Here is a 24900-nt window from a genome sequence, read left to right on the forward strand (position 1 = left end):
GGGTGTGCCTCCTTCTTCGAACGCGGGGGTCCGGCGGGTTCAGGCCGGGAGGTCGTAGCGCATGGGCGCGATGTTCTGCTCGCGCACGACCGACATCGGGGCGTGCCGGATGACCAGGTCCCGAAGCCGGGTGGCCAGGGGGTTGGTCAGCTGCTCTACCCGGCTCAGCCGCCGGGAGGCGGCCACCAGGTCGCGGGTGCGGCCGCGGCGGTCGGTCTCGTAGCGGCGCAGGGCTTCGGCCGCGTCGTCACGGGCGGCGAGGTGGTGGGCCAGGGCGTGGGCGTCCTCGATGGTCGAGCCCGCGCCCTGGCTGAGGCTGGTGAGCATGGGGTGGGCGGCGTCGCCGACCAGGGTGACCGGGCCGGCGCCCCAGGTGGCGAGGAACGGTCGGTCCTGGGCGGGGACGGCGAGGATGTCGGCCTCCGGGGTGGCGGCGATCGCCTGGCGCACCTCCTCCGCCCAGCCCGCGAACGCGGCCTGGACGGCGGGCTTGCCGGCGGTCCGGCGGTCCACCGGCGACGGGACGTTCCTGGTGCCCCACCAGTAGACGTGGCCGCCGCCGATGTCGATCAGGCCGAAGCGCTGCCCGCTGCCCCAGTAGTGGGCGGCCCCGCCCGCGGGCAGGCGGGGGTGCTCGAAGGCGGTGGTGGCGATCCAGCAGACGTAGCCGTGCTCGCGGACCGGCTGGTCGCCGACGAGCCGGGCGCGCACCGCCGAGCGGATGCCGTCGGCGCCGACGAGGACGTCCGCGGTGCGGGTGCCGCCGTCCGCCAGGGTGACCGTCACGCCGCCGCGGCGGACGCGGTGGTCGGTGACCCCGGCGCCGTAGTGGACGGGGGTGTCGGCCAGCGAGTCGCGCAGCAGGGCGAGCAGGTCGCCGCGGCGGATGTTGACCACCGGGGAACCCAACTCGTCGGAGATGGACCTGATCGGCAGGTCCCGCATCAGCCTGCCGTCGGTGGTGCGCAGGCAGAAGCTGGTGCACACGCGCCCCAGGCCCTGCTCCACCAGGTCGACGCCCAGGGCGGCGAGGACCTTCGTGGCGTTGGCCGCCAGCCCGAGACCGCCGCCCCCGGTGCGCGGGTGCGGCGCGGCCTCCACGACCTCCACGTCGAAGCCGCGGGCGCGCAGCGCGATGGCGGTGGTCAGCCCGCCGACCCCGGCGCCCGCGACCAGGACCCTCACCGCTGCCCCTCCCCCGCGGGGAACTGGCGGCGGATCACCGAGTCCAGCACCCGGTCGGGCAGCACGCGGGCTGCCACCGAGGCGGTCCAGGAGTCGGACCCGACCCGGTAGCGGGTGCGGGGTCGGCGGGCGGTCATGGCGTGGGCGACGGCGGCGGCGACGGCCTCGGGGCGGGTGCGGCTGCTCCGGGCGCGCTCCTCGTTGGCGGCCACGAACGCCTCGAACCGGGCCCGGTACAGCGCGGCGACCTCGGCGGGCGCCTTGTCGAGCACGTCGTGGGCGGTGCCGGCCACCTTGGACCAGATGGGGGTCATGACGGCGCCGGGTTCCAGGACCGACACGCTGACCGACAGCGGGGCCAGTTCGCGGCGCAGCGCGTCGGAGACGCCCTCCTTGGCGAACTGGGACGCGGCGTAGGGGCCCAGGAACGGGGCGGCGACCCGGCCGATGCCGGAGCTGACGTTGACGATGCGCCCGGCCGGCCCCGCGGGCGCGCCCGGGGTCCTGGTGCGCAGCAGCGGCAGGAACTCCTGGGTCACCGCGACCGCGCCGACCAGGTTGACCTCCAGCTCGGCGCGCAGCTCGTCGAGCGGCACGCACTCCAGGGGCGCGGACACGCAGATGCCCGCGTTGTTCACCAGGCCGACCAGCCCGGTCCCGCCGGTCTCCCGGCGGACCCGGACGCCGGCGGTGGCCACCGAGTCCTCGCGGGTCACGTCCAGCACCAGCGGCCGGATCGCCGGGTGGGCCCCGGCGAGCCGGTCCGCCGCCGTGTCGGAGCGCACCCCCGCGTACACGGTGAACCCGGCGCGGGCCAGGCCCAGGGCGGTGGCTTCGCCCAGCCCCGACGAGGCCCCGGTGACCACGATCGCGCCCCTGCCTCCACTCTTCGCCATCGTCGGCCTTTCGTTCCGGCGCCGGGCGGGCCCCGGCGGTGGTTGGAGAGCGGACCGCAGGGCGTGCACCGCGCGGTCGGCGAGCCGCCCGGCCCGCCGGCGGTCGACGGCGTCGGCGACGTGGGTGAAGTTCCAGTGCAGCGCCGAGTGGCTGGTGGTGACCGCGGCGACGAGGTAGCCGCTGACCGAGATGCCCGCGACGAACTGTGCCCCGGACAGCGCGCACACCCCGGTGCGGTCGGGGAAGTCGACGCGGCCGACGTTGGACAGGCACACGTTGCCCGGTCCGGACCGGTCGATCATCGCGACCACCCGGGCGCTGCCGCCGACCGAGCGGGGCGAGATGAACCGCAGCAGGGAGACCAGCGCGAGGTGGTGGTGGTAGCGCCTGCGGCGGCGCAGGTCCCGCTGGGCACCGCGGGCGGTGGCCCAGAGGTCGTCCGGCTCGACCCGCACGTGCGAGGGGACGGTGGCCACGTAGGCGCCCGCGTCCCGGGGGTCGACCGGCGGGACGAGGTCGGCACGGAAGTCCACGGGGGACCCGATGGTGACCGGCCGCGGGGTCCCCGCGCCGTCCTCCCCCGCCACGGCGAGGGCCATGGCGGCGGTGAGCGCGGCGTGCACGGTCACGCCCTCGGCACCGCACCGGTCGACCAACCGGGTCAGGGTCGCGGGGTCGAGTTCGCGGTGCAGCAGCCGGGTACGCCGCCCGTCCGGCGGCACCGGGGTGCTCGGCTCCAGCCGCCGGGGGCGCGCTGTCGCCGCGGCGACCTGGTCGGCCAGGGTGAGCGCGACCAGGTGGGCGACCCGGGGCAGGCCGTTGAGCCGTGCCGGCAGCAGCTCCTCCGGCGGTGGCAGCGGTGCACGTGGCGGGGTGTCCGAGGGGTCGGCGGCCTGCTCCACCAGCTCGCGCAGGAGTGCGAGGGCGGTGGTGCCGTCGGCGATGACGTGGGAGGCGGTCAGCAGCACGTCGTGCCCGTCCGTGCCGTGTCCGATGTGGACCACCCTGATCAGCGGGCCGGTGCGCCAGTCCAGCGGGGTGGCCAGTTCGACCTCGTCGACCTCGTGCTCCCACTGGTCGGGGCGGGTGGCCTCGACGGCGCGGACGGGGACGCGGGGACGCGCAGCCGGGACGAAGCACGGCTCGGGGTCTGCGGCGACGGCCACCCGCAGCAGCGGGTGCCGCCGGACCAGGGTCTCGGCGGCCCGCTCCAGGTCGGCGGTCGTGCAGGGGCCGGTCACCCGGACCCGCGCGACGACGTTGAGCGCGGAGAGCTGGTCGCACACCCAGTACCAGCGCTCCATCGGGCTCAGCGACCTGCGGACCTCGCCGACGGCGTTCACCGGACCACCCCCGCGCCCGCGGAGGCGCGGCGCGGGTCCTCGGCGCGGTCCAGTCCTTCGCCGAGGGCGGCGGCGACGGCGTGGACGTGCGGCGGGGTCATCATCGACAGGTGGTTGCCGGGGACCTCCACCTCCTCCACGGGGTGGTCGGCCCGCTGCCGCCAGCCGTTGCCGGGATCGGCGAACAGGCCGCCGACCGCGCGGTGGGCGATGGCGAGGTTGGCGGGCAGCTCCTCGGCGGCGCGCAGCAGGCGCAGCGGGCGGCGCACGCGCCGGGGTCGGTGGTCGAGCACCGCCCGGTAGTTGGCCCGGAAGACCCCGTAGAGCCTGCGCAGCAGCTGCGGCGAGCCGTCCTCGGGCAGGATGCCCAGCGCCACGCACCGGGCCAGGCCCTCCTCGAAGAGCCGCTCGGGGTCCTCCCCGACCAGGTCCGGCTCGCCGGCCAGGTCGCCCCCGCCGGTCGAGTACCACAGCAGCTCGCGGAAGAAGAACTCGACGAGCTGCCGCTCCGGCACGTGCGGACGGGCACCCTCGCCCAAGGCGACGGTGTCCAGCAGGGTCGCGGTGGGCACCCGCGCCGGGCCGAGCGCCTCGGCGATCCCCAGTGCGACGTAGCCGCCGAAGGACCAGCCCGCGACGTGGACGGGACCGTGCGGGTGGACGCGGCGGATCGCGCGGGTGTAGGCGTCGACCAGCGCGGGCAGCGAGGTCAGCGGCTCGGTGCCGGGGTCGGCGCCTGCGGCCTGGAGGCCGTACACCCGCCGGTCGCCGGGCAGGTGCGCGACCAGCTCGCGGTAGCACAGCACGTTGCCGCCGATCGGGTGCACCAGGAACAACGGCGTCCCGTGCCCGCCCTCGCGCAGGGGCACCACGGGGTCGAAGGCCGGTCGGCGGGCGTCGTGGGTCCGGATGAGCCCGGCCAGCTCCCGCGCGGTGGGCGCGGCGAGGAAGGTCTGCAACGGCAGGTCCACCCCCCACCGCCGGGCGATGGTCATCGCGGCGCGGGTGGCGCCGATGGAGGTGCCACCCGCGTCGAAGAAGCCGGTGTCGACGTCCAGGCGGTCCACGTGGGCGAACTCGGCCAGCAGCCCGGCCACGGCCTCCTCCAGCTCGTCGCCGGGGGCGGCCGGGGCGGGCGCGCGGGTGGCCAGGGCCCGCAGGGCGTCGTCGTCGCGCTTGCCGCTGGGGGTCAGCGGGATCGCCTCGACCCAGTGGTAGCGCGAGGGCACCATGTGCGGCGGCAGGTCCTCGCCCAGCCGCGCCCGCAGCGCCGCGACGTCGGCCCGGTCCGGGTCGCCGACCAGGAACGCCTCCAGCACCGCGTCCCCGGCACCGAGGTCGCGGGCCACCACCGCCGCCTGCTCCAGCCCGGGGTGCTCCCCGGCCAGCCGCAGCACCGCCAGCTCCACCTCGGCGCACTCGACGCGGTAGCCGCGCACCTTGACCTGCCCGTCGGCGCGACCCAGGCACACGATCCCCCCGTCGGGGAGCACGAGCCCGATGTCGCCGGTGCGGTAGCGCAGCCGCCCCGAGGGAGCCGGGACGAACCGCTCGGCGGTCAGGCCCGGTCGGTTCTCGTACCCCCGGGCCAGGCACGGGCCCTCGACGTAGATCTCCCCCGCCACCCCCGGCGGCACCGGGCGCAGCCGGTCGTCGAGCAGGCTGACCCCGACCCCGGGGATCGCGGTGCCCACGGGTGGCAGCGGCGGGTGGTCGCCCCCGGCGGGCAGCTCGTGGGCCAGCACCACGTGGGTCTCGGTCGGACCGTACTGGTTCTCCAGCACCGCGGCCGGGTTGGCCGCGCACAGCGCGCGGATCTCGGGGCTGACGCGCAACTGCTCCCCGGAGGAGATGATGGAGCGCAGCGAGCCCGGGTAGGCGCCGGTGGTGGCGGCGGCCTCGGCCAGCGCCTGGAGGGCCACGTAGGGCAGGTGGACCCGCTCGATCCCGCTGTCGCGGATCAGCCGCAGCACGGCGGGCATGTCCTGCCGCAGGCCGTCGGCGGGCACGCGCAGGGTGCCGCCCCCGCACAGGGTGGAGAAGATCTCCTGGAAGGAGACGTCGAAGCTCAGCGGCGCGAACTGCAACGTGGTCGGCGCCCGACCGCCCGACCCCGTCCAGCCGGTGCCGCGCCGGTTCTGCCACTCGACGAGGTTCGCGAGTGCCCGGTGGGGCATGGCCACGCCCTTGGGCTCGCCGGTGGAGCCGGAGGTGAACAGCACGTAGGCGATGTCCTCGGGGTGCGGTCGCGGCAGCGGCACGGGGTCGCCGGCGGGCGGTGCCAGCAGTTCGGCGGGGTCGAGCACGGCCGCGCCGTCGAGCGCGGCGCGCACGTCCGGGTCCGCGACGACCCGCCACGGCGCGGCGATGTCCGCCATGGCGCGGACGCGCGCCGGCGGGTAGTCGGGGTCCAGCGGCACCACGGCCGCCCCGGCGCGCATGACGCCCAGCACGACCGCCACCAGCTCGACACCGCGGCGCATCCGCACCGCCACGCGGGCCTCGCGGGGCATCCCCAGGTGCAGGAGCCGCCGGGCGACGGCGTCGGCGGCGTCGGTGAGCGTGCGGTAGTCCCAGCGGTCGGTGTCGCCCGCGACGGCGGTGGTGGTCGGGTGCAGGGCGGCGGCGTGGGCGACCGCCTCGGTCACGTCGCGGCGCCGGACGGCGGCCAGGTCGATCCCGGCATCGGGACGCCGGACGACCTCGGCCAGGACGCCGACGAGGAGCCTGCCGAACTCGGCGCACTGCTCGCCGGTGAGCGCGTCGCCGCCGGAGCTCAGCCGCAGGGTCAGCCTGCCGTCGCGCGGGTCCACGACCGCGGTGGTGAGCAGGGCGAAGTCGGTCTCCTCGCGCACGGTCACGTCCACCAGCTCCGCGGCCGGGGACAGCGGGTCGTCCCCGCGCAGCGCCTCGACGAGGGTGTGGTGGTTGACGAAGTTGAACGCGGTCTCGAACACCGGCCCGCCCCGCTCCTCCTGGAGGGTGCTCAGCGGCAGGCGCCGGTGCGGGTAGGACTCGCGCTCCCAGCGCAGCACGTGGTCGACGGCCTCGCGCCAGGTGCCCGGCCCGGCGCCCAGTCGCACCGGGACGGTGTTGAGGAACAGCCCCGCGCACAGCTCGGCCCCCGCGCGCTCGGGCCGGGTGTGGGTGACGCAGCCCGTGGTGACGTCCTCGACGCCGGTCATGGCCCGCAGCGCCAGGCAGTGGGCTGCCAGCAGCAGCGACTTGAGCGGCACACCGCGGCGGCGGGCGAAGTCCTTGGCGCAGGCGTCCAGCCAGGCCGGCAGCGCCAGGGTGCGCTCACCCCGGCCGGGCGAGGCCACGTGCGCCCGCACCGACTCGACGGCCGTGGGCCGGGAGCCCTCCAGCACCCGTGCCCAGTGACGGCGGGCGGCCTGGTCGTGGCGGGCGTCGTGCTCGGCGCGCACCTGCTCGGCGAGCAGCAGCGTCGAGCCGGGGGCCCGTTCGGCGGGGGCGCGGCCCGCCACCAGGGCCAGGTGGTCCTCCAGCAGCTCGCCGACCAGGGCGGCCACGCTCCAGCCGTCGAGGATCGCGTGGTGGAAGGCGAACACCAGGTCCACCTCCCCGGAGCCGTCCCCGCGGACGAACACGCGGAGGCGGTGCAGGGGCGCGGCGCGGGCGGGCTCGTCGTCCGGCAGCGGGTAGTCGGCGTGGTGCAGGGCGGCCATGTGGGCCTCGACCTCCCGCTCCAGCGCGTCGGCGTCGGCGGGACCGCGCACCACCTCCACCGGGTCGTGCGCCTCGGCGAGGACGAGCTGGAGCGGGGTGGAGCGGCCGGTGAGGTCGAACGTCGAGCGCAGCGCGGGGTGGCGGCGCACCAGCTCCCGGGCGGCGTGCCGGAAGGCGACCTCGTCCCAGGGCACGCGCAGCCGGTAGCGGAAGACGTCCTTGTAGAGCGGTGAACCGGCGCGCCGGCGGCTGTGGAACAGCATGCCCAGCTGGAGCCGGGTGGCGGGGAAGGCGTCCTCCACGCCGTGCAGGCCCGCCCGGTCGATCAGCGGCACCAGCTCGAACGGCTCGGTGACCGCGGTCTTCCGCGCGGGGACGGGCGGTCCCGCGTCCAGGTGGGCGGCGAGCGCGGCGACGGTGGGGTGGGCGTGGAACCGGTCGAGGTCGAGGGGCAGGCCGCGCTTCTCGGCCTCGGTGCGCATGCGCAGCACGAGGATGGAGTCGCCGCCGACGGTGAAGAAGTCGTCGTGCACGCCGAAGGCGTCGGTGCCCAGCACCTCGCGCCAGACCTCGGCCAGGGTCTCCTCCAGCGGGGTACCGGGGCGGTCGGAGCCGCGCTCGCGGCGGCCCAGGGCGGCCAGCGCCCGGCGGTCGACCTTGCCGCCCGCGGTCAGCGGCAGCCGGTCCACCCGGACGAACTCGGAGGGCACCATGTACCCCGGCAGCCGCCGGACCAGCGAGTCCCTCACCGTGCGCACCAGGTCCGGCTCGTCGGCGCCGCCGGGGACGAGGTAGGCGACCAGCCGGGTGCCCGAGCCGGTGTCCTCGGGGACGACCGCGGCGGCCGACACCCCGGGGCAGCGGGTCAGGGCGGCCTCGACCTCGCCGGGGGCGACCCGGTTGCCGCGGACCTTGACCTGGTCGTCGAGCCTGCCCAGGTACTCCACGGTGCCGTCCGCCAGCCAGCGGGCCAGGTCCCCGGTGCGGTAGCGGCGGCGTTCGGGGATCGACTCGTCCACCACGAACGCCTCGGCCGTGAGCGCGGGTTTCCCCAGGTAGCCGCGGGCGAGGGCGACCCCGGCGATGTTCAGCTCGCCGGGCGCGCCGATCGGGCAGCGGCGGCCGGCGGCGTCGAGGACCATCAGCGCGGTGTTGTCGACGGGCCGGCCGATGGGCACCCGAGTCAGCGGGCCGGAGCCCGGCACGTCGTAGTAGGACACGTCCACGGTGGCCTCGGTGGGCCCGTACAGGTTGGCCAGCCGCACCTCCCGGTTGCCCGCGGCGGCGAGAACCGCGCCGAACCGCTCCGCCAGGGCCGGGGTCAGCGCCTCGCCGCTGGCGAAGACCTGCCTCAGGGTGCGCACCCCGGCGGCGGCGCGCGGGTCGGCCTCCAGGTGGTCGAGGAAGGGCCCGAGCATGGAGGGCACGAAGTGCACGACTGTGGCGCCGTGGCGCTCGATCGCGGCGGCCAACTCGCGCGGGTCGCGCTCGGCGCCCGCCGGGAGCACCGCCACCGCCGCGCCCGCGTGCGCCCACCACAGCAGCTCCCACACCGAGACGTCGAACGTGGTGGGGGTCTTGTGCAGGACGACGTCGTCGGGCCCCAGCGGGTAGCGGCGCTGCATCCAGGCCAGGCGGTTGACGACCGAGCGGTGCTCGACCATCACGCCCTTGGGGACCCCGGTGGAGCCGGAGGTGTAGATGACGTAGGCCAGGTCGCCGGGTCGGGTGGTGGCCGGGACCGGTGCGGCGGTGCCGTCCCCCGGCTCGTCCCCGGGGTCGTCCCCCAGGTCCACCGCGAGGGACGGAACGCCGAGGTCGCCGAGGTCGGAGTCGGCGATGGCGAGCCGGGCACCGCAGTCGGCCAGGACCGTCCGCACGCGCTCGGCCGGGTGGCCGGGGTCGATCGGCACGTAGGCCCCGCCCGCCGCGTGCACCGCGTGCACCGCGACCAGGAATCGAGGGGACCGCGGCAGCAGCACCGGCACGCACTCCTCGGGGCGCAGGCCCTGCGCGCGCAGCTGCCCGGCCAGCCGGGCCACGTGCCGGTGGAACCGCTCGTAGGTGAGCGCACCGGTGGTCCCGTCCGGGGCCGACCAGGTCACGGCCCGCCGCTCGGGGGTGCGCCCCGCCTGCTCGGCGAACAGCCGGTCCAGGGTGGCGGTCTCGTCGAAGCCCCGTCCCGCGGGGCGCTCGAAGGCGTCGAGGCGGGCGGACTCGTCCGGGCCGAGGACGGGCAGCACGCCCAGGGGCGCGGTCGGGTCGTCCAGTCCCGCCCGGAGCAGGCGGGCGACGTGCCCCATCGCGGCGTCGAGGGACAGGTCGTCGCCGAAGACGTCGTCGGCGTAGAAGACGTCCAGGTGCAGGGAGCCGTCGGACCGGTCCTCGCGGGCGACGATGTTGACCGCGTCGAGGGCGTAGCCGGAGGCGAGCACGGTCAGCTCGACGTCCTCGCCCGGACCGCCCTCGGGAGCGGTGATGTAGGAGTAGGTGACGTCGAACAGGTCCCGGGCCGGGTGGCCCGCCGCGCGCAGGGCGGTGCGCAGGTCGCCGAGCGCGAACCGCTGGTGGGTCAGCAGCTCGCCGACCCCGGCCGCCACCCGGTCCGCCAGTTCCAGCAGCGTGCCCCCCTCGTCGACAGGCACGTGCAGCGGCAGGACGTTGGCGACGTGCGACATGGTGGCCCGCTCGACCGGGGTGCGGCGGTTGAGCAGCGGGACGCCCAGCACGACGTCCCCCTCGCGGTGGAGGCGGCGCAGGTAGGCGGCCACGGCGGCGGTGGTCACCGAGAACACCGAGTGCCCGGTGGCCCGGATGCGGTCGACGAGGGCGGCGTCCACGCGGGTGGAGTGGCGCAGGCGGCGGTGGGTGCCCACGGTCGCGGTGCGGGCGAACAGGGCAGGGGTCAGGGGGGCCATCGCGGCGACCAGGGCGTCCCGGTCGGCGTCGTGGTCGGGCAGGTTCCGGTACCGCGCCTCGGCCGTCACCGCCTCCAGGCAGCTGGGTGCCGGGTGCGCCGCGGTCGGGAGCGCCCCGGCGCGGCAGGAGTCGGCGACCTCCCCGAGCGCCACGTTGATGCCCCAGGCGTCGGCCACGACGTGGTGGAACCGGGTGTAGACGACCAGGGAGGCGTCGTCGTCGACCAGGACCGCCGTGCGCACCAGCGGCCCGTCCAGGGGCATGGGGGTGTCGGTGGCCCGCTCGATCCACCGCAGGCACGCCGCGACGGGGTCGGGCTCGGCTCGGAAGTCGACCACCTCGACCTCGGGGTGGTCGGGCCGCACGCGCTGCCGCCACTCGTCGCCGTGGACCCCCAGCCGGAGCCGCATCGCGTCGTGGCGCAGGGCGGTGCGCCGGATGGCGGTCCGCACCCGCTCGACGTCGGTGGTGCCGCGCAGGCGCAGGTAGCCACTGGGCTGGGACAGGGGCAGGTCGGGGTAGGCGAGGGCGACGCCCACGATGTCGCGCTGGTAGTGGCTCAGCGGGTGCCACTCCCCGGTCGTCCGCGGTGGGTGCTCCCCGGTCGGGTCGGGCGCTATCGGGTCGGGCGCTATCGGGTCGGGGGTGATCGGGTCGGGGGCGTGCCCGATGGTCGCGGTCGGGTCGGGCGGTTCGGGGACCGGTGCCGCCGGGGTCACGAGGGTCAACAGGTGCTCGGTCAGCGCCGCCGGGGTCTTGTGGTCGATCACGACGTTGGTGGGCACCGGCAGGCCGGTGACCTGGCGGAGCCGGTTGCGGAAGTCCACCCCGCCGAGGGAGTCGAACCCCATGTGCTTGAAGCGCGCGTCGGGGTCGATCGCCTCGGCCGAGTCGTGGCCCAGCACGGCGGCGGCGACGGAGCGGACCAGGTCGGTCAGCGCAGCGCGGCGCTCGGCCTCCGGCAGGCTCGCCAGGTCACCGGCGCGGGACCGCTCCCGCGGGGCGGGGGCCGAGGCGGCGCGGCGGGGCGACCGGACCGGGCCGCCGAGAACGGTGGGCCGGCCCTCCGCGGTCCCGGCACGCGGGTCGAGTCGCGCCGGGACCAGCAGTCCCCGGCCGCTGTCGAGGGCGGCGTCGAACAGGGCCAGGCCCTCGGCGGCGGACATGGCGGTGAAGCCGGTGCGGCGCAGTCGGGCGAGGTCGCGGTCGTCGAGGTGGCCCGTCATGCCGGAGCGGTCCGCCCACAGGCCCCAGGCCAGGGAGGTCGCGGGCAGGCCGCGGTGGCGGCGGTGCTCGGCCAGCGCGTCGAGGAAGGTGTTGGCCGCCGCGTAGTTGGCCTGCCCGGGGGTGCCCAGCACGCCGGCCGCCGAGGAGCACAGCACGAAGGCGGCCAGGTCCAGGTGGGCGGTGGCCTCGTGCAGGTGCCAGGCCGCGTCGAGCTTGGGCCGCAGCACGCGGTCCACCCGCTGCGGGGTCAGCGCGGTGAACACCGCGTCGTCCAGCACGCCGGCGGCGTGGACGACGGCGGTGAGCGGGTGCGACGCGGGAACCCGGGCCGACAGGGCGGTCACCGCCCGCGGGTCGGCGGTGTCGCAGGCCACGACCAGGGGCTCCGCGCCGAGAGCGCGCAACTCCTCCGCCAGCGCCCGCGCGGCGGGGGTGTCCGGTCCGCCGCGCGAGGCCAGCAGCAGGTGCCGCACGCCGCGGGTGGTGACCAGGTGGCGGGCGAGCACGCCGCCGAGGACGCCCGTGCCGCCGGTGATCAGCACGGTGCCGTCGGGGTCGAGGGGACGCGGCAGGGTGAGGACCAGCTTGCCGGTGTGCCGGGCTTGGGCGAGGGTCCTGAGCGCGTCGGGGGCCTGCCGCACGTCGCGCACCGACACCGGCAGCGGGCGCAGCGCGCGCCGCTCGAACAGCGCGCCCAGCTCGGCCAGAGCGGCCCCGGTCTCCTCCGGCCCGACCGCGGTCAGGTCGAAGTGCCGGTACCGCACGCCGGGGCGGGTCCGCGCGATCCCCTCGGGATCGCGCGGGTCGGTCTTGCCCAGCTCGACGAAGTGGCCGCCGCGCGGCAGCAGGTCGAGCGAGGCGTCGACGAACTCGTGGGCGAGGGAGTTGAGCACCACGTCCACGCCCGCGCCCCCGGTGGCCGCCAGGAAGCGGTCGCGGAAGTCGAGGGTGCGCGAACTCGCGATGTGGTCCTCGGGCAGGCCGGCGGCCCGCAGCACGGCCTGCTTGGCGGGGCCTGCGGTGGCGAACACCTCGGCACCGAGGTGGCGGGCGAGCTGGATGGCGGCCATGCCGACCCCGCCGGTGCCCGCGTGCACCAGCACGCGGGCACCGGCGGTCAGCCCGGCCAACCGGCGCAGCGCGAAGTGCGCGGTGAGGAACACCGCCGGGGTGGCGGCGGCCTCGGCGAAGGTCCAGGACCCGGGGAAGCGGGCGAAGTAGCCGCGCTCGCGCACCACGACCGGGCCGACGCCGTAGAACATGCCCATGACCCGGTCGCCGGGCGCGAGGTCGCGCACGTCGTCCGCGACCTCCAGCACCACGCCCGCGCCCTCGTTGCCCAGGTCCACCTCCGGGTCGGGGTAGAGCCCGTGGGCGATCATGACGTCGCGGAAGTTCAGGCCCACGGCGCGCACGGCGACCCGCACCTCCCCCGGCGCCGGCGGTCGCCGGGACTCCGGCCAGTCGGCGAACGCGGTGTTGGCCGCCTCCAGGGTGCCCGCGCCCAGGGTGCGCAGCCGCCAGTCGGGCCTCCGCAACCGGTCGAGCCCGGCGGTGACCGTGCCGCCCGCCGGTGCGAGGCGCGGCACGACGGGCCCGCCCCGCCGGAAGGCCACCTCGGTCTCGCCCGCGGCGAGGACCGCGAGGGCTTCGGGGACGCGGTCGCGCCAACCCTCCCAGTCGTCGAGGTCCACCAGCGCGACGCGGTCGGGGTGCTCGGTCCGGGCGCTGCGCAGCAGGCCCCACACGGGAGCGTGGGCCAGGTCCTCGACGTCCTCGCCGGGGCCGGCGGACACGGCGCGCCGGGTGAGCACGACCAGGGTGGCGCCCTCGGCGCGCGGGTCCACCAGCCAGCGCTGCACGAGGCCCAGGACCTCGTCCAGCGCCCGTCGCGCCCGGTGCGGGAGGTCCGGCCCGTCGGGGGCGGTGTCGCGGCGCAGGACGACGGCCCCCGCCGCGGTCCCGCCTGCCCACTCCGCCCACTCCGCCCACCGGGGAACGGTCGCCGCGGCCACCGGCGCGGGGGTCCACTCCAGGGCGTGCAGGGAGTCGCGGGTGCCCGCGCCCGCCGCGCGGAGCCGATCGCGGGTGATCGGTCGCAGGGTCAGCTCCCCGACCGCGCACACCGGCTGCCCGGTCGGGTCCGCCAGCGCCAGCGCGTAGGCGTCGGGGCCGGTCGCGGTGATGCTGACCCGCAGGGCGGAGGCGCCGACGGCGTGCAGCCGGATGTCCGACCAGGTGAAGGGCAGCCGGATCAGGTCGGTCCCGGCATCGGGACCGGTGTGCACGAGGGCGTGCAGGGCCGCGTCGAGCAGGGCCGGGTGCAGGCCGAACTCCCCCGGCTCGACGCCCTCGGGCAGGGCGACCTCGGCGTGGACGTCCGCGCCCCGGCGCCAGACCGCGCGCAGGCCGCGGAAGGCCGGGCCGTACCGGTAGCCGCGCGCGGCCAGCCGGTGGTAGGCGTCGGAGACGTCCACCGGCTCGGCGCCGGGAGGGGGCCAGGCGGCCGGGTCGGGGGCGGTCTCGGCCTGCGCGGACCCCAGGGTGCCTTCGGCGTGCCTGGTCCAGGTGGCCCCGGCGCCCGGCGGGGTGTCGCGGCGGGAGTAGATCCGCACGCCGCGGCCCTCGGGGGCGTCGCCGGTGACGACGACGCGGAGGAGGACGGCGTCCTCCTCCGGGATCACCAGCGGCTCGCGCAGCACCAGCTCGACCACGGTCGGGCTGCCCGCGCGCCGCCCGGCGAAGGCGGCCAGCTCGGCCATGGCCGCGCCCGGCAGCAGGACGACCCCGTTCACGGCGTGGTCGGCCAACCAGGGGTGGACGGCGAGGGAGAGGCTGCCGGTGAACTGGAGGCCGTCGTGCTCGGGGTGGTCGTGGGCGGTGGCCAGCAGCGGGTGCTCCGGGGCCGGTCCGGCCGCGGTGGTCCCGGTCGTGGGGGACAGCCAGAACCGCTTGTGCCGGAAGGCGTACGTGGGCAGCTCGACCGGCGCCCGGTCGCCGAGGCGGGCGGTCAGGTCCACCGGCAGGCCCGCGGCGTGCGCTTCGGCGACCGAGGTCAGCAGGCGGCGGGGCCCTCCGTCGTCGCGACGCAGGCTGCCCACGACCACGACCGGGTCGTCGGCGGGGGCGTCCTGGAGCGACTCCTCCACTCCCGCGGTGAGCACGGGGTGCGGGCTGACCTCGACGAAGAAGCGGTGGCCGCGGGCATAGGCGGCGCGCACGGCCTCGTCGAAGCGCACCGCGCGCCTCAGGTTGCGGTACCAGTACGCCGCGTCCAGCTCCGTGCCCTCGACGGGGCCGCCGGTCACGGCGGAGAGGAACTCCACCCCGCAGCGCGTGGGCGAGATGCCGGCGATCGACTCCTGCACCGCGCCGTCGAGCGCTTCGACGTGCGCGGAGTGGGAGGCGTAGTCCACGGGTACCCGGCGCACCCGGACGTCGTCGGCCTCGGCGGCGGCGGTGAACTCGTCGAGGGCCGCGGCGTCACCGGAGACCACGGTCGAGCGCGGCCCGTTGACCGCGGCCACCTCCAGCCTGCCCGCCCAGCGCTCCAGGCGGCGGACGACGTCGACGGCGGCCAGGGGCACGGAGGCCATGCCCCCCGTGCCCGCGATGGCGGTGATGGCCTTGCCGCGCAGGGTGACGACCGCGGCGGCGTCGGACAGCGAGAGCGCGCCCGCGACGCAGGCGGCGGCGATCTCGCCCTGGGAGTGCCCGATCACCGCGGCGGGGCGCACGCCGAAGGACTGCCAGCAGCGGGCCAGCGAGACCATGACGGCGAACAGGGCGGGCTGCACCACGTCCACCCGGTCGAGACCGGGTGCGCCGGGCACGCCGCGCAGGACGTCGAGCAACGACCAGTCGACGAATTCGGCGATCGCCGCGGCGCACTCCTCGATGGAGGCGGTGAACACCGGGTCGGTGCCGAGCAGGCCGGCCGCCATGCCCACCCACTGCGAGCCCTGCCCGGGGAAGACGAACACCGCGCCGGCGTCCGGCCGGGCGCGGCCGGTGCCGGCGCCCTCGGCGAGGGCGGTCAGCCCGGCGAGCGCTTCGGCGCGGTCGCCGGCCACCAGCACGGCACGGTGGTCGAACCGCGTCCGGCGGGCGGCGAGGGTGTGCGCGGCATCGGCGAGGTCGAGGTCGGGCCGCTGGTCCAGGTGCTCGCGCAGCCGGACTGCCTGGGCGCGCAGCGCTTCGCCGGTGCGTGCCGAGAGCACGAGCGGCACCGCTCCTCCCGCGTGCGCGCGGGTCCGCTCGAGGGGCGGGGCCTGCTCCAGGACGACGTGGGCGTTGGTGCCGCTGATCCCGAAGGAGGACACGGCGGCGCGCCGGGGGCGGTCGGATGCCGAAGCGGGCCAGGGGACCGTCGTGCTCGGGACGCGCGCGGCGCCCGCGGACCAGTCGACCGCCTCCGTGGGGCGCGCCACGTGCAGGGTGCCCGGCACCAGGCCGTGGCGGACGGCCTCCACGGCCTTGATCACGCCCGCGACCCCGGACGCGGCCTGGGTGTGGCCGATGTTGGACTTGATCGAGCCGATCAGCAGCGGGTCGTCGGCGGAGCGGGCCGCGCCGTAGGTGGCCAGGAGCGCGCGGGCTTCGACCGGGTCGCCGACGCGCGTGCCGGTGCCGTGCGCCTCGATCACGTCCACGTCCGCGGGGGTGAGCCCGGCGTCGGCGAGGGCGGCGCGGATCACCCGTCGCTGGCCGTCCTCGCTGGGCGCGGACAGCCCTTCGGAAGCCCCGTCCTGCCCTACGGCGGTGCCGCGCAGCACGGCGAGCACGGGGTGGCCGAGGCGGCGCGCGTCCGACAGCCGCTCCAGCACGAGCACACCCGCGCCCTCGGAGACGCCGAACCCGTCGGCGCCGGCGGAGAACGGTTTGCTGGTGCCGTCGGGGGCGAGCGCGCCGAGGTGGCCGAAGCCGACGAGGATGCTGGGCGCGCACACCACGTTCGCCCCGCCCGCCAGGGCGAGCGAGCACTCGCCCGCGCGCAGGGCCCGCGTCGCGAGGTGCACGGCGGTCAGCGACGAGGAGCAGGCGGTGTCCACGGTGACCGCGGGCCCCTCCAGGCCGAGGGCGTACGCGACGCGGCCCGAGGCCACGCTCGGGGTGGTGCCGGTGGTGAGGTGGCCGGCGTGCTCCAGCTCCCCGGCGAACACGCGGGGACCGTACTCCTGCGCCACCACGCCGAAGTAGACGCCGGCGTCACCGCCCGCCAGGGTCGAGGGATCGATGCCCGCCCGTTCCAGCGCTTCCCAGGACACCTCCAGCAGCAACCGCTGCTGCGGGTCCATGGTAAGCGCTTCCCTCGGGCTCACGCCGAAGAACGCCGCGTCGAAGTCGCCCGCGCGGTCGAGGAAGGAGCCGCCGCGCGCGTAGGTCGATCCGGGTGCGCCGGTGTCCGTCAGCGCCCGCAGGTCCCAGCCTCGGTCGGCGGGGAAATCGGGACGGGCGGCATTCCCCTGGCGCAGCAGGAAATCCCACAGCTGTTGCGGCGAGGACAGCGCTCTCGGGTAGCGGCACCCCATCCCGACCACGACGACGGGGTCCGGCCGGTCCGCTTCCCCGCCCGGGGCACCCCTGTCGGCCGAGCCTTCGCGCAGCAGCATACGCAGCCCTTTCCTCGGCTTGTGCCCGCGCACGACGGATCTCCTGCGATTGCGCGGATTCCCCCGCCGGACCACCCCGAAATCCGTCCTGAATGGATTTCCCTCGGGCTCTCGGCGACTCGGGTACTTCCCGACTATGCACGGAACCGCTGCGCAAGGTCAATGCCAGGTCTATCGTCGGGGCGGGACACGCACGCGGAGGAACGACTCCGCAGAACGGAAAACCCGGCGAAAGCGCAGGTGGAAGACCCCCGGCGACAACGGGGCGCCGTCTTCGCCACCCGTCCGGCGGAACCCCGGGCGGCATGACGGCCGAGCCGACGACATGACCGGTTCGGCGGAACGAATGCGGTCCGCGTCCCGACAAGCACGTGACGAAACCTTCAACCGATTACGCGAATCAGCGACGACATCACTCAACCGGTGGAGTACCGGGTGACGTAACGCGAGGCTGACCACCCAACCCCTTCGGCATGCCGAATCCCTTGCGCGGCGCACCGCGGCACGACCTGCGACGACCAGGAGGTCGACTCACATGACAGCGCACGGCGATCAGACCCGCACCGAGAACCGCGGGCTCGTGGAGATGGGCTCGGGCCACTGGTTGGACGCGCTGCTGGGGCGCACCCCCCGGCGTCCGGCCGCGTTGGCCGCACCGCCCGCGGGCAGCGCCCTCGAGCCGGTCCCCGGCGACCGGGGCCTGCCGTTCATCGGGATGGGGGTGCACACCGTGCGCTACGGTCCTGCGTTCCTGCTGGCGCTGATGCGCCGCCACGGCCCGGTCTCGTGGTGGCGGGCGTTCGGCCGCAAGGTCGTCGCGGTGTCCGGGCCCGAGGCGGTGCAGGTGGTGCTGGCCAACAGGGACAAGGCGTTCGCCAGCGGCTGGCCCGCGGTGATCGGCCCGTGGTTCGACGGCGGTCTGCTGGCGATGAACGCGCCGGGGCACCTCGCCGACCGCCGCCTCGTGCAGGCCGCCTACGGCGAGGAGGCGTTGGACGGGTACCTGCGCACGATGGCCGAGGACGTGGAGGAGCGCCTGGACCGGTGGCCGGTCGGGCGCCGGTTCCGCCTGGTCGACGCGGCGCGGGAGCTGTCCGGCCAGATCACCACGCGGGCGTTCCTGGGCGTGCCCCACGAGGGCGTCGGGCGGAAGGTGGTGGACGCGGCGGAGGAGTGCATCCGCGCCGAGACCGCGCTGGCCCGGGTGCGGGTGCCCGGCACGCTGTGGCACCGGGCGCACCGCGCCCGCACGTGGCTCGTCCGGTACCTGCACCAGGCGCTGCCCGACGCCCGCGCCCGCGCGGGCGAGGACTTCCTCTCGGTGCTGAGCCGCGTCGACGGGTTCACCGACCGCCAGGTCGCGCTCCACGCGCTGTTCACGGTGATCGCCTCTCACGACACGACCACCGCGGCCACGCTCGCCTCGGTCTACTTCCTCGGCAAGCACCCGGCGTGGCAGGAGCGCGCCCGCGCGGAGTCCGCGGGGGTGGCGCCGCGGGACGCCGCGGGCGTGGACCGGCTCACCACCTTGGACCTGGTGGTCAGGGAGAGCATCCGGCTGGTGTCGCCGTCGCCGGTCCTCATGCGGGTGGCGGTGAAGGACACCGACGTGCTGGGCCACCACATCCCGGCGGGGCAGCTGGTATCGGTGTGCACGGGGGTCAACCAGCTGATGCCGGAGCTGTGGTCGCGGCCTGACCGGTTCGACCCCGGGCGCTTCGACGAGGACCGCGCCGAGGACCGCGGCCACCGGCTGGCCTGGGCGCCCTTCGGCTGGGGCGCGCACAAGTGCATCGGGATGAGACTGGGGATGCTGAAGGTCAAGGCGACCGTGGACGCGCTGCTGCGCCGCTACGAGTGGAGCTACCCGGAGTCCTACGAGGCACCATGGCGGTTCACCTCGCTGCCCGCCCCCGCCGACGGTTTGCCCACGGTGCTGCGCAGGATCTGACCGTCCGATAAAGACTCGATAACCGGAGTCCGCGTCGGCGAGTCGATTTTCGTTGCTGCGCGCCACTTTTGGCCCTTGGTCCCGCTGGTGCCCTGTGCCATGGTGGGGTGGGCAACGGAGACCTGCCGATGGGAGAGCGCGATGTGGCGTCGACGGCTGCTGGTCTTGCTCGGCGTGGCGGGACTGGTCTTGGGGACGGGTCAGGCGATCGCGGGCCCGGTCGACCGGGCGGACGTGGTCCGCACCGACGCGGGGCCCGTGCGGGGGGTGGTCGAGCGGGACGCGCGGCTCTTCCAGGGCATCCCGTTCGCCGCGCCCCCGGTCGGCGAGCTGCGGTGGCGCCCGCCGCAGCCGGTGCGGCCGTGGCGCGAGCCGCTGGACGCGGGCACACCGGGCAACGCGTGCGCCCAGCCCTCGGACTTCGGCCTGCCGGAGAGCTTCGTCGAGGACTGCCTGTACCTCAACGTCACCACGCCCCGGCGCGGACGCGGGCTGCCGGTCATGGTGTGGATCCACGGCGGCTCGTTCACGACCGGCGCGGGCGCCGTCTACGACGCCCGCGCCCTCGCCACCCGGGGTGACGTCGTGGTGGTGACCGTCAACTACCGCCTCGGCCCGTTCGGCTTCCTGGCCCTGCCGTCGCTGACCGCCGAGTCCCGCGGGTCGCAGTCGGGCAGCTACGGCATCCAGGACCAGCAGGCCGCGCTGCGCTGGGTGCAGCGCAACGCCGCCGCGTTCGGCGGCGACCCGCGCAACGTGACGATCTTCGGCGGCTCCGCCGGCGGGGCGAGCGTGTGCGTGAACCTGACCTCGCCGACGGCGGCGGGCCTGTTCCACCGGGCCATCGTCCAGAGCTTCAGTTGCGCGAGCGGACTGGCCACCAAGCAGCAGGCCGAGGCCGCGGGCACCGAGCTGGCCACCCGCTTCGGCTGCCCCGACCCGGCCACCGCCGCGGCCTGCATGCGCGGCAAGCCGGTCCGCGAGCTGACCCTGTCCTGGCCGGGCGGCTTCCCGGTGGTCGGGAGTCGCGAACTGCCCCTGCACCTGCCGGAGGCGCTGCGCCGCGACCGCTTCAACCACGTACCGCTGATCATGGGCAACACCCTCGACGAGATGCGCCTCTACATCGGCCTGGAGTTCGAGGCCAGGGGCAACCCGGTCACCCCGCGGATCTTCGAAGAGCGCGTCCGCGAGGTCTTCGGCGCCGCGTCCGACCGGGTGCTCGCCCGGTACCCCCTGTCGGACTTCCCGTCCCCCGCCATCGCCCTGTCCACCGTGGTGACCCACGCGGGCAACACGCTCGCGACCTGCGACCACCTCGCCGGCTACCGGCTGGCCGCGGCCCGACCGCGCCCCGTGCCGGTCTACGCGTACCAGTTCGCCGATCGCACGGCCCCGGTGCCGGTGGACATCCCGGGCTTCGACGAGGGCGCCATGCACGCCACCGAACTCCCCTACCTGTTCACCGGCGTCTTCGGCGCCCCCTTGACCGAGGGCCAACGCGGCCTGTCGAACGCGATGATCGACTACTGGACCGCCTTCGCCCGCACCGGCGACCCCAACCGCGACGGCCTGCCCCGGTGGCCCCGCCACCGCCCCGGGACCGGCGCCGACGTCCTGACCCTGGACGTCCCGGCGGGAGGCGGCATCCGCCCCACCGACGTGGCGGGGCGGAGCGACTGCGCCTTCTGGAACTCGATCGGCTTCGGCAACGGCTCGGACCGGCCGTAGCGGCGCCACGTCCCGGTCGCGCCGTCAGCGGCGCATCGCGGTCCAGTGGTCGTCCACGTAGGTGTCGCAGGCCGTCCTCGGAGCGGGTCCCAGGACGGTCCGCCACCCGGCGGGGACGGGGGTGGCGGCGGGCCACAGGCTGTGCTCGCCGCGCTCGTTGAGCAGGACCAGGAACGGGCCGTCGCCGTCGAAAGGGCTTGTCACACCGGCACCTCGTGGGGTTTCGGGACGCGGCCGCGCACCAGTGGGCCGGTGGCCACCGTGGTCAGCAGGGCCACCAGGACCAGGATGGTGAAGGCCGCCTCGTCGATGAGGCCGTGCTGCAGGCCGACGGACACCACGACCAGTTCCGTGACGCCACGGCAGTTCATCAGGGCGCCCAGGGTGAGGGCGTCCCCCGTGGACCAGCCGGCGGCCAGTGCGCCGCCGGCGGCTCCGACGACCTTGGAGGCGGTGGCGGTCAGGAGCAGCACCAGCAGGGCCCACCACATCCCCACGTCGCCGCCGAAGAGGCCGAAGGCCGTCTTGAGGCCGATGCCGGCGAAGAACAGCGGCAGCAGGACGGAGACCGCGAAGCCCTGGAGCTGCTCCCCCACCGCGGTGATCAGCGCGCTGTCGCGGGGCACGGCGAGGCCGAAGAGGAACGCGCCGATGACCGGGTGCAGGCCGACGACCTCGCTGAGCGCCGACCAGGTGACCGCGCCGACCACCAGCACCGGCAGCATGACGGCTTCGGGCTTCGGGCGGTCGCGCAGGAGCCGGTCCAGGGCCACGAGGGCCGGTCGCGCGCACAGGGCCGTGGCCACGACCAGCGCGACCGCCGTGGCCGCCTTGGCCGGCACGGCGCCCGCCCCGCCGCCGTCGGTGAGCGTCAGCACGACCGCCAGCGCCGACCAGGCCACGGCGTCGCCGATCGCGGCGCAGGCGATGGCCACGGTGCCGATCCCGGTGGTCCGGGTGCCGGAGTCCAGGAGGATCCGCGCCAGCACGGGCAGCGCGGTGATCGACAGGGCGATGCCGAAGAACAGGACGTAGGGCAGGAGCGGTTCGCCGGCGGGCAGGAAGGCGTCCCGCCACAGCCACGCCACCAGCGCCCCGGTGGCGAAGGGCACGGCGATCGAGCCGACCACGACCAGGCCGACGACCCGTTCGCTGCCGGCGACGCGTTCGAGCCTCAGTTCCGCACCGAGCAGGAACATGAACGTCACCACGCCGAGCTGGGCGGCCATCGCGAGGCCGTCGGTGACCTCGGGGGTGAACAGCGCCCGCTGCCCGTCGGGCCACGCGGCGCCCAGGGCGGAGGGGCCGACCAGCAGGCCGCCGGCGATCTCGCCGACGACGGGTGGCTGGCCCAGGCGCGCGAACAGCAGGCCGAGGAGGTGGCTCACGGCGAGGACCAGGCCGACGGCGGCCAGGAAGCGGGCCACGGAGGTGACGCCGTCACCGACCTGCGGGCCGAGCAGGGCCAGGGCGCCCGCCAGGACGGCGGCCCCGACCAGCGGTCCGACCCGGTGTCGCCACCCGGCCGCCCGCGATGGCCGGGAGGGTGTCATCGCGGGCCGCCGGCGGGGACGGGCGGGAACGCGGGGGCCAGGTGCGGGAGGGTCTGCACGCAGGCGATGAGGCTGCGCAGCTCCACGGTCAGGTAGTTGCTGTGGACGAGCAGGGCGCAGAGCTGCCCGAGCGGGAGCCAGCGGTAGGAGCCGGGCAGCGCGGTCGGGAAGTCGTCGCCGACCTCGACGACGACGTACCGGTTGCTGGCGTCGAGGAACCGGCCGCCCTCCTCGGACTGCATCACGTCGTAGCGGATCGCGGCGGGGTCGGCGTCGAGGACGGCGTCCAGGAACGGCGGGGTCCGCTCGGGCGGGAGGCCCCGGTAGTTGTCGGGGGTGCAGTGCACGGAGGCGGCCAGCTCGACCCCGTTGAGGGAGCCGGCGTCCAGCCTGGCCTGCACGAGCACGTCGAGCGAGCCGCGCGTGCGGCGCACCAGCAGCGCCAGCAGGCCGCTGCCCGCGGGGGCGATCAGCGGTTGGCACCAGGAGGTGACCTCGCGCGACCCGGTGCTCACGTCGACGCCCACGACCGTGAAGAACCGGCCGCTGTCGTGCTCGATGCGGTCCGGGCCGCGCCGCCAGCCGTGGTTCGCGCCCCGGTTGAGCGGGATGCGGGCCTGGAGGAACTCGCGGCGGGCGCGCTGGTCGGTCACCCAGCTCAGCACCTCCGCCGCGCCGCGCGGGTCGCGCTCCCGGAAGGACTCCAGCACGGCCGCCCCGAAGTCGTCGGTGTCGAACCCGTCGCCGTCGGGGTCCGCGGCGGCGGCGGCGATCTCCGCGACGGGCAGGCAGGACAGCACGGTGCGGGCGTCCATGTTCACCACGTCGTCGCGGTGCAGCAGCCGCCGGATCTGGCCGAGGGTGAGCCAGCGGAACCGGTCGTCGTGCTCGACCGGCGCGGTCGTCTCCACGACCATGTTGCGGTTGCGCTTGTGCAGGAACCACGCGTTCTGCTCGGACTGGAGCACGTCGACGAGCACGCCCGACGACCGGTCGCGCAGGAAGTGCTCCAGGTGCGGGATGGAGGCGCCGCGGTGCACGCCGGTGTAGTTGCTGCGGGTCGCCTGCACGGTCGGCGAGAGCTGGACGACGGTGACGTTGCCCGGCTCGAACTTGGCCTGCATCAGGAAGTGCAGGACGCCGTCGAACTCCTTGACCAGCAGCCCGAGGACGCCGATCTCGGGCTGCACGATGATCGGCTGCACCCAGGTGTCGGTGTCGGCGGTGACCTTGACGGCCTCGACCGTGAAGAACTTGCCGCTGTCGTGGCCGAGGTTGCCGGTGTCCTCGGCGAAGTGCCAGCCGCGCAGGTCCGCGAAGGGCACGCGGCGGACGACCGCGGCGCACTCGGTCCGCTGTCGCGCCAGCCACGCGTCGACGTCCGCGTTCGGGGTGAGCGGGCTGTCCGCGCGGCGGGCCGAGCGCAACAGCCTCCGGCCGGTGTCCACCCTCGCGGACGGTCCGGTGCCGTGGGCGGTCATGCGCACCTCCGTTCGTGCTCGACCCCGTTCCGCGGAACGGTCCCGGGACGGGTCTCGGGGACGGGCACCGCATTGTGCGGTCAGGGAGGTCGGCCGGCGCTGCTCAGAATTGACCGTCACGGCCGGGTCGTCGCGGTGCACACTCGGCGGGCCCCGGGCGTCCCGGTGGCGCTGCCGGACCGGGAGACGTGACGATGGCAACCCTGGTGTGGGACTACCTGGCGGAGTGGGAAGACGAGCGCGCGGACATCATGGACGCCGTCGAGACGGTGTTCTCGTCGGGCCGGCTGGTGCTCGGCCCGAGCGTGGCCGGGTTCGAGCGCGAGTTCGCCGACTACCACGGCGCGGCCCACTGCGCGGGTGTGGACAACGGGACGAACGCGCTGGTGCTGGCGCTGCGGGCGCTGGGCGTCGGTCCCGGTGACGAGGTGGTGACGGTGTCGAACACGGCCGCGCCCACGGTCGTGGCGATCGACGCGGTCGGCGCGGTGCCGAAGTTCGTCGACGTGCACCCCGACACCTACCTGATGGACGCCGACCAGGTGGCGGGGGTGCTCACCGAGCGCACGCGCTGCCTGCTGCCGGTGCACCTGTACGGCCAGTGCGTCGACCTGGACCCGCTGACCGAGCTGGCGCGCCGGCACGGGCTGGCGCTGCTGGAGGACTGCGCGCAGGCGCACGGCGCGCGGCGGCACGGGAGGATCGCCGGGACGACCGGCGACGCGGCGGCGTTCTCGTTCTACCCGACCAAGGTGCTGGGCGCCTACGGCGACGGCGGCGCGGTGGTCACCTCCGACGACGAGGTGGACGCCCGCCTGCGGCGGCTGCGGTACTACGGCATGGCCGAGAAGTACTACGTGGTGGAGACGCCCGGCCACAACAGCCGCCTGGACGAGGTGCAGGCGGAGATCCTGCGCCGCAAGCTGCGGCGCCTCGACGGGTACCTGGCGGCCCGCCGCGAGGTGGCCCGCCGCTACGCCGAAGGGCTCGCCGACACCGACCTGGTGCTGCCCGCCGTGGCCGACGGCAACGACCACGTCTACTACCTCTACGTGGTCCGCCACCCCCGTCGGGACGAGGTCCTGGAGGCGCTCAAGGCGCACGACGTGCACCTGAACGTCAGCTACCCGTGGCCGGTGCACACCATGAGCGGTTTCCGGCACCTGGGGTGGGCGCCCGGTTCCCTCCCGGTGACCGAGCGGCTCGCCGGGGAGATCTTCTCGCTGCCCATGTACGCCGGGCTGGCGCCGGACGTGCAGGACCGGGTCATCGACGCGGTGCGCTCGGTCCTGGCCGAACTGTCCTGATTGG

The 24900-nt window shown here is 75.8% G+C and carries 9 protein-coding genes; 3 read left to right on the top strand and 6 right to left on the bottom strand.

Features of this window, described 5'->3' with window-relative positions:
• Nucleotides 1-39 precede the first annotated feature (39 nt).
• Genes CKY47_RS06290 through CKY47_RS06300 form a run of 3 tightly spaced genes read right to left on the bottom strand, consistent with a single transcriptional unit; the run spans nt 40 to nt 16873 of the window.
• Complete coding sequence (locus tag CKY47_RS06290) at nt 40-1185, bottom strand: FAD-dependent monooxygenase (protein WP_306744694.1); 1146 nt, start codon at nt 1183-1185, stop codon at nt 40-42.
• Nucleotides 1182-3425 carry an SDR family NAD(P)-dependent oxidoreductase gene (locus CKY47_RS06295; RefSeq protein WP_306744695.1) on the bottom strand — a complete coding sequence of 748 codons (2244 nt, stop codon included), beginning with the start codon at nt 3423-3425 and terminating at the stop codon, nt 1182-1184. The genes CKY47_RS06290 and CKY47_RS06295 overlap by 4 nt, the downstream gene beginning before the upstream one ends.
• Complete coding sequence (locus CKY47_RS06300; RefSeq protein ID WP_306744696.1) at nt 3422-16873, bottom strand: non-ribosomal peptide synthetase/type I polyketide synthase; 13452 nt, start codon at nt 16871-16873, stop codon at nt 3422-3424. Before CKY47_RS06300 ends, CKY47_RS06295 begins: the two co-directional genes overlap by 4 nt.
• A gap of 535 nt (nt 16874-17408) precedes the next feature.
• Here CKY47_RS06300 and CKY47_RS06305 point away from each other — a divergent pair.
• Complete coding sequence (locus CKY47_RS06305) at nt 17409-18824, top strand: cytochrome P450 (RefSeq protein ID WP_306744697.1); 1416 nt, start codon at nt 17409-17411, stop codon at nt 18822-18824.
• Nucleotides 18825-18965: 141 nt separating this feature from the next.
• Nucleotides 18966-20555: a carboxylesterase/lipase family protein gene (locus CKY47_RS06310; protein ID WP_306744698.1), complete on the top strand. Its 1590-nt coding sequence runs from the start codon at nt 18966-18968 to the stop codon at nt 20553-20555.
• Between the two features lie 24 nt (nt 20556-20579).
• Here CKY47_RS06310 and CKY47_RS06315 read toward each other — a convergent pair whose 3' ends face one another.
• From CKY47_RS06315 to CKY47_RS06325, 3 genes are read right to left on the bottom strand one after another with little or no spacing between them, the layout of a single operon-like run.
• The gene (locus CKY47_RS06315) at nt 20580-20759 is read right to left on the bottom strand and encodes an MbtH family protein (protein ID WP_306744699.1); all 180 of its coding nucleotides are present in this window, start codon (nt 20757-20759) and stop codon (nt 20580-20582) included.
• Nucleotides 20756-22108 (bottom strand): cation:proton antiporter, encoded by a 1353-nt coding sequence (locus CKY47_RS06320; protein WP_306744700.1) that lies wholly within the window; start codon nt 22106-22108, stop codon nt 20756-20758. Before CKY47_RS06320 ends, CKY47_RS06315 begins: the two co-directional genes overlap by 4 nt.
• The gene (locus CKY47_RS06325) at nt 22105-23589 is read right to left on the bottom strand and encodes an NDP-hexose 2,3-dehydratase family protein (protein ID WP_306744701.1); all 1485 of its coding nucleotides are present in this window, start codon (nt 23587-23589) and stop codon (nt 22105-22107) included. Before CKY47_RS06325 ends, CKY47_RS06320 begins: the two co-directional genes overlap by 4 nt.
• A 194-nt stretch (nt 23590-23783) precedes the next feature.
• On the opposite strand from CKY47_RS06325, the gene CKY47_RS06330 reads away from it, so the two are divergent.
• The gene (locus tag CKY47_RS06330) at nt 23784-24896 is read left to right on the top strand and encodes a DegT/DnrJ/EryC1/StrS family aminotransferase (RefSeq protein WP_306744998.1); all 1113 of its coding nucleotides are present in this window, start codon (nt 23784-23786) and stop codon (nt 24894-24896) included.
• Nucleotides 24897-24900 lie beyond the last annotated feature (4 nt).

Origin of the sequence: Saccharothrix longispora, assembly GCF_030852425.1 — a bacterium.
Lineage (GTDB): Bacteria > Actinomycetota > Actinomycetes > Mycobacteriales > Pseudonocardiaceae > Actinosynnema > Actinosynnema longispora.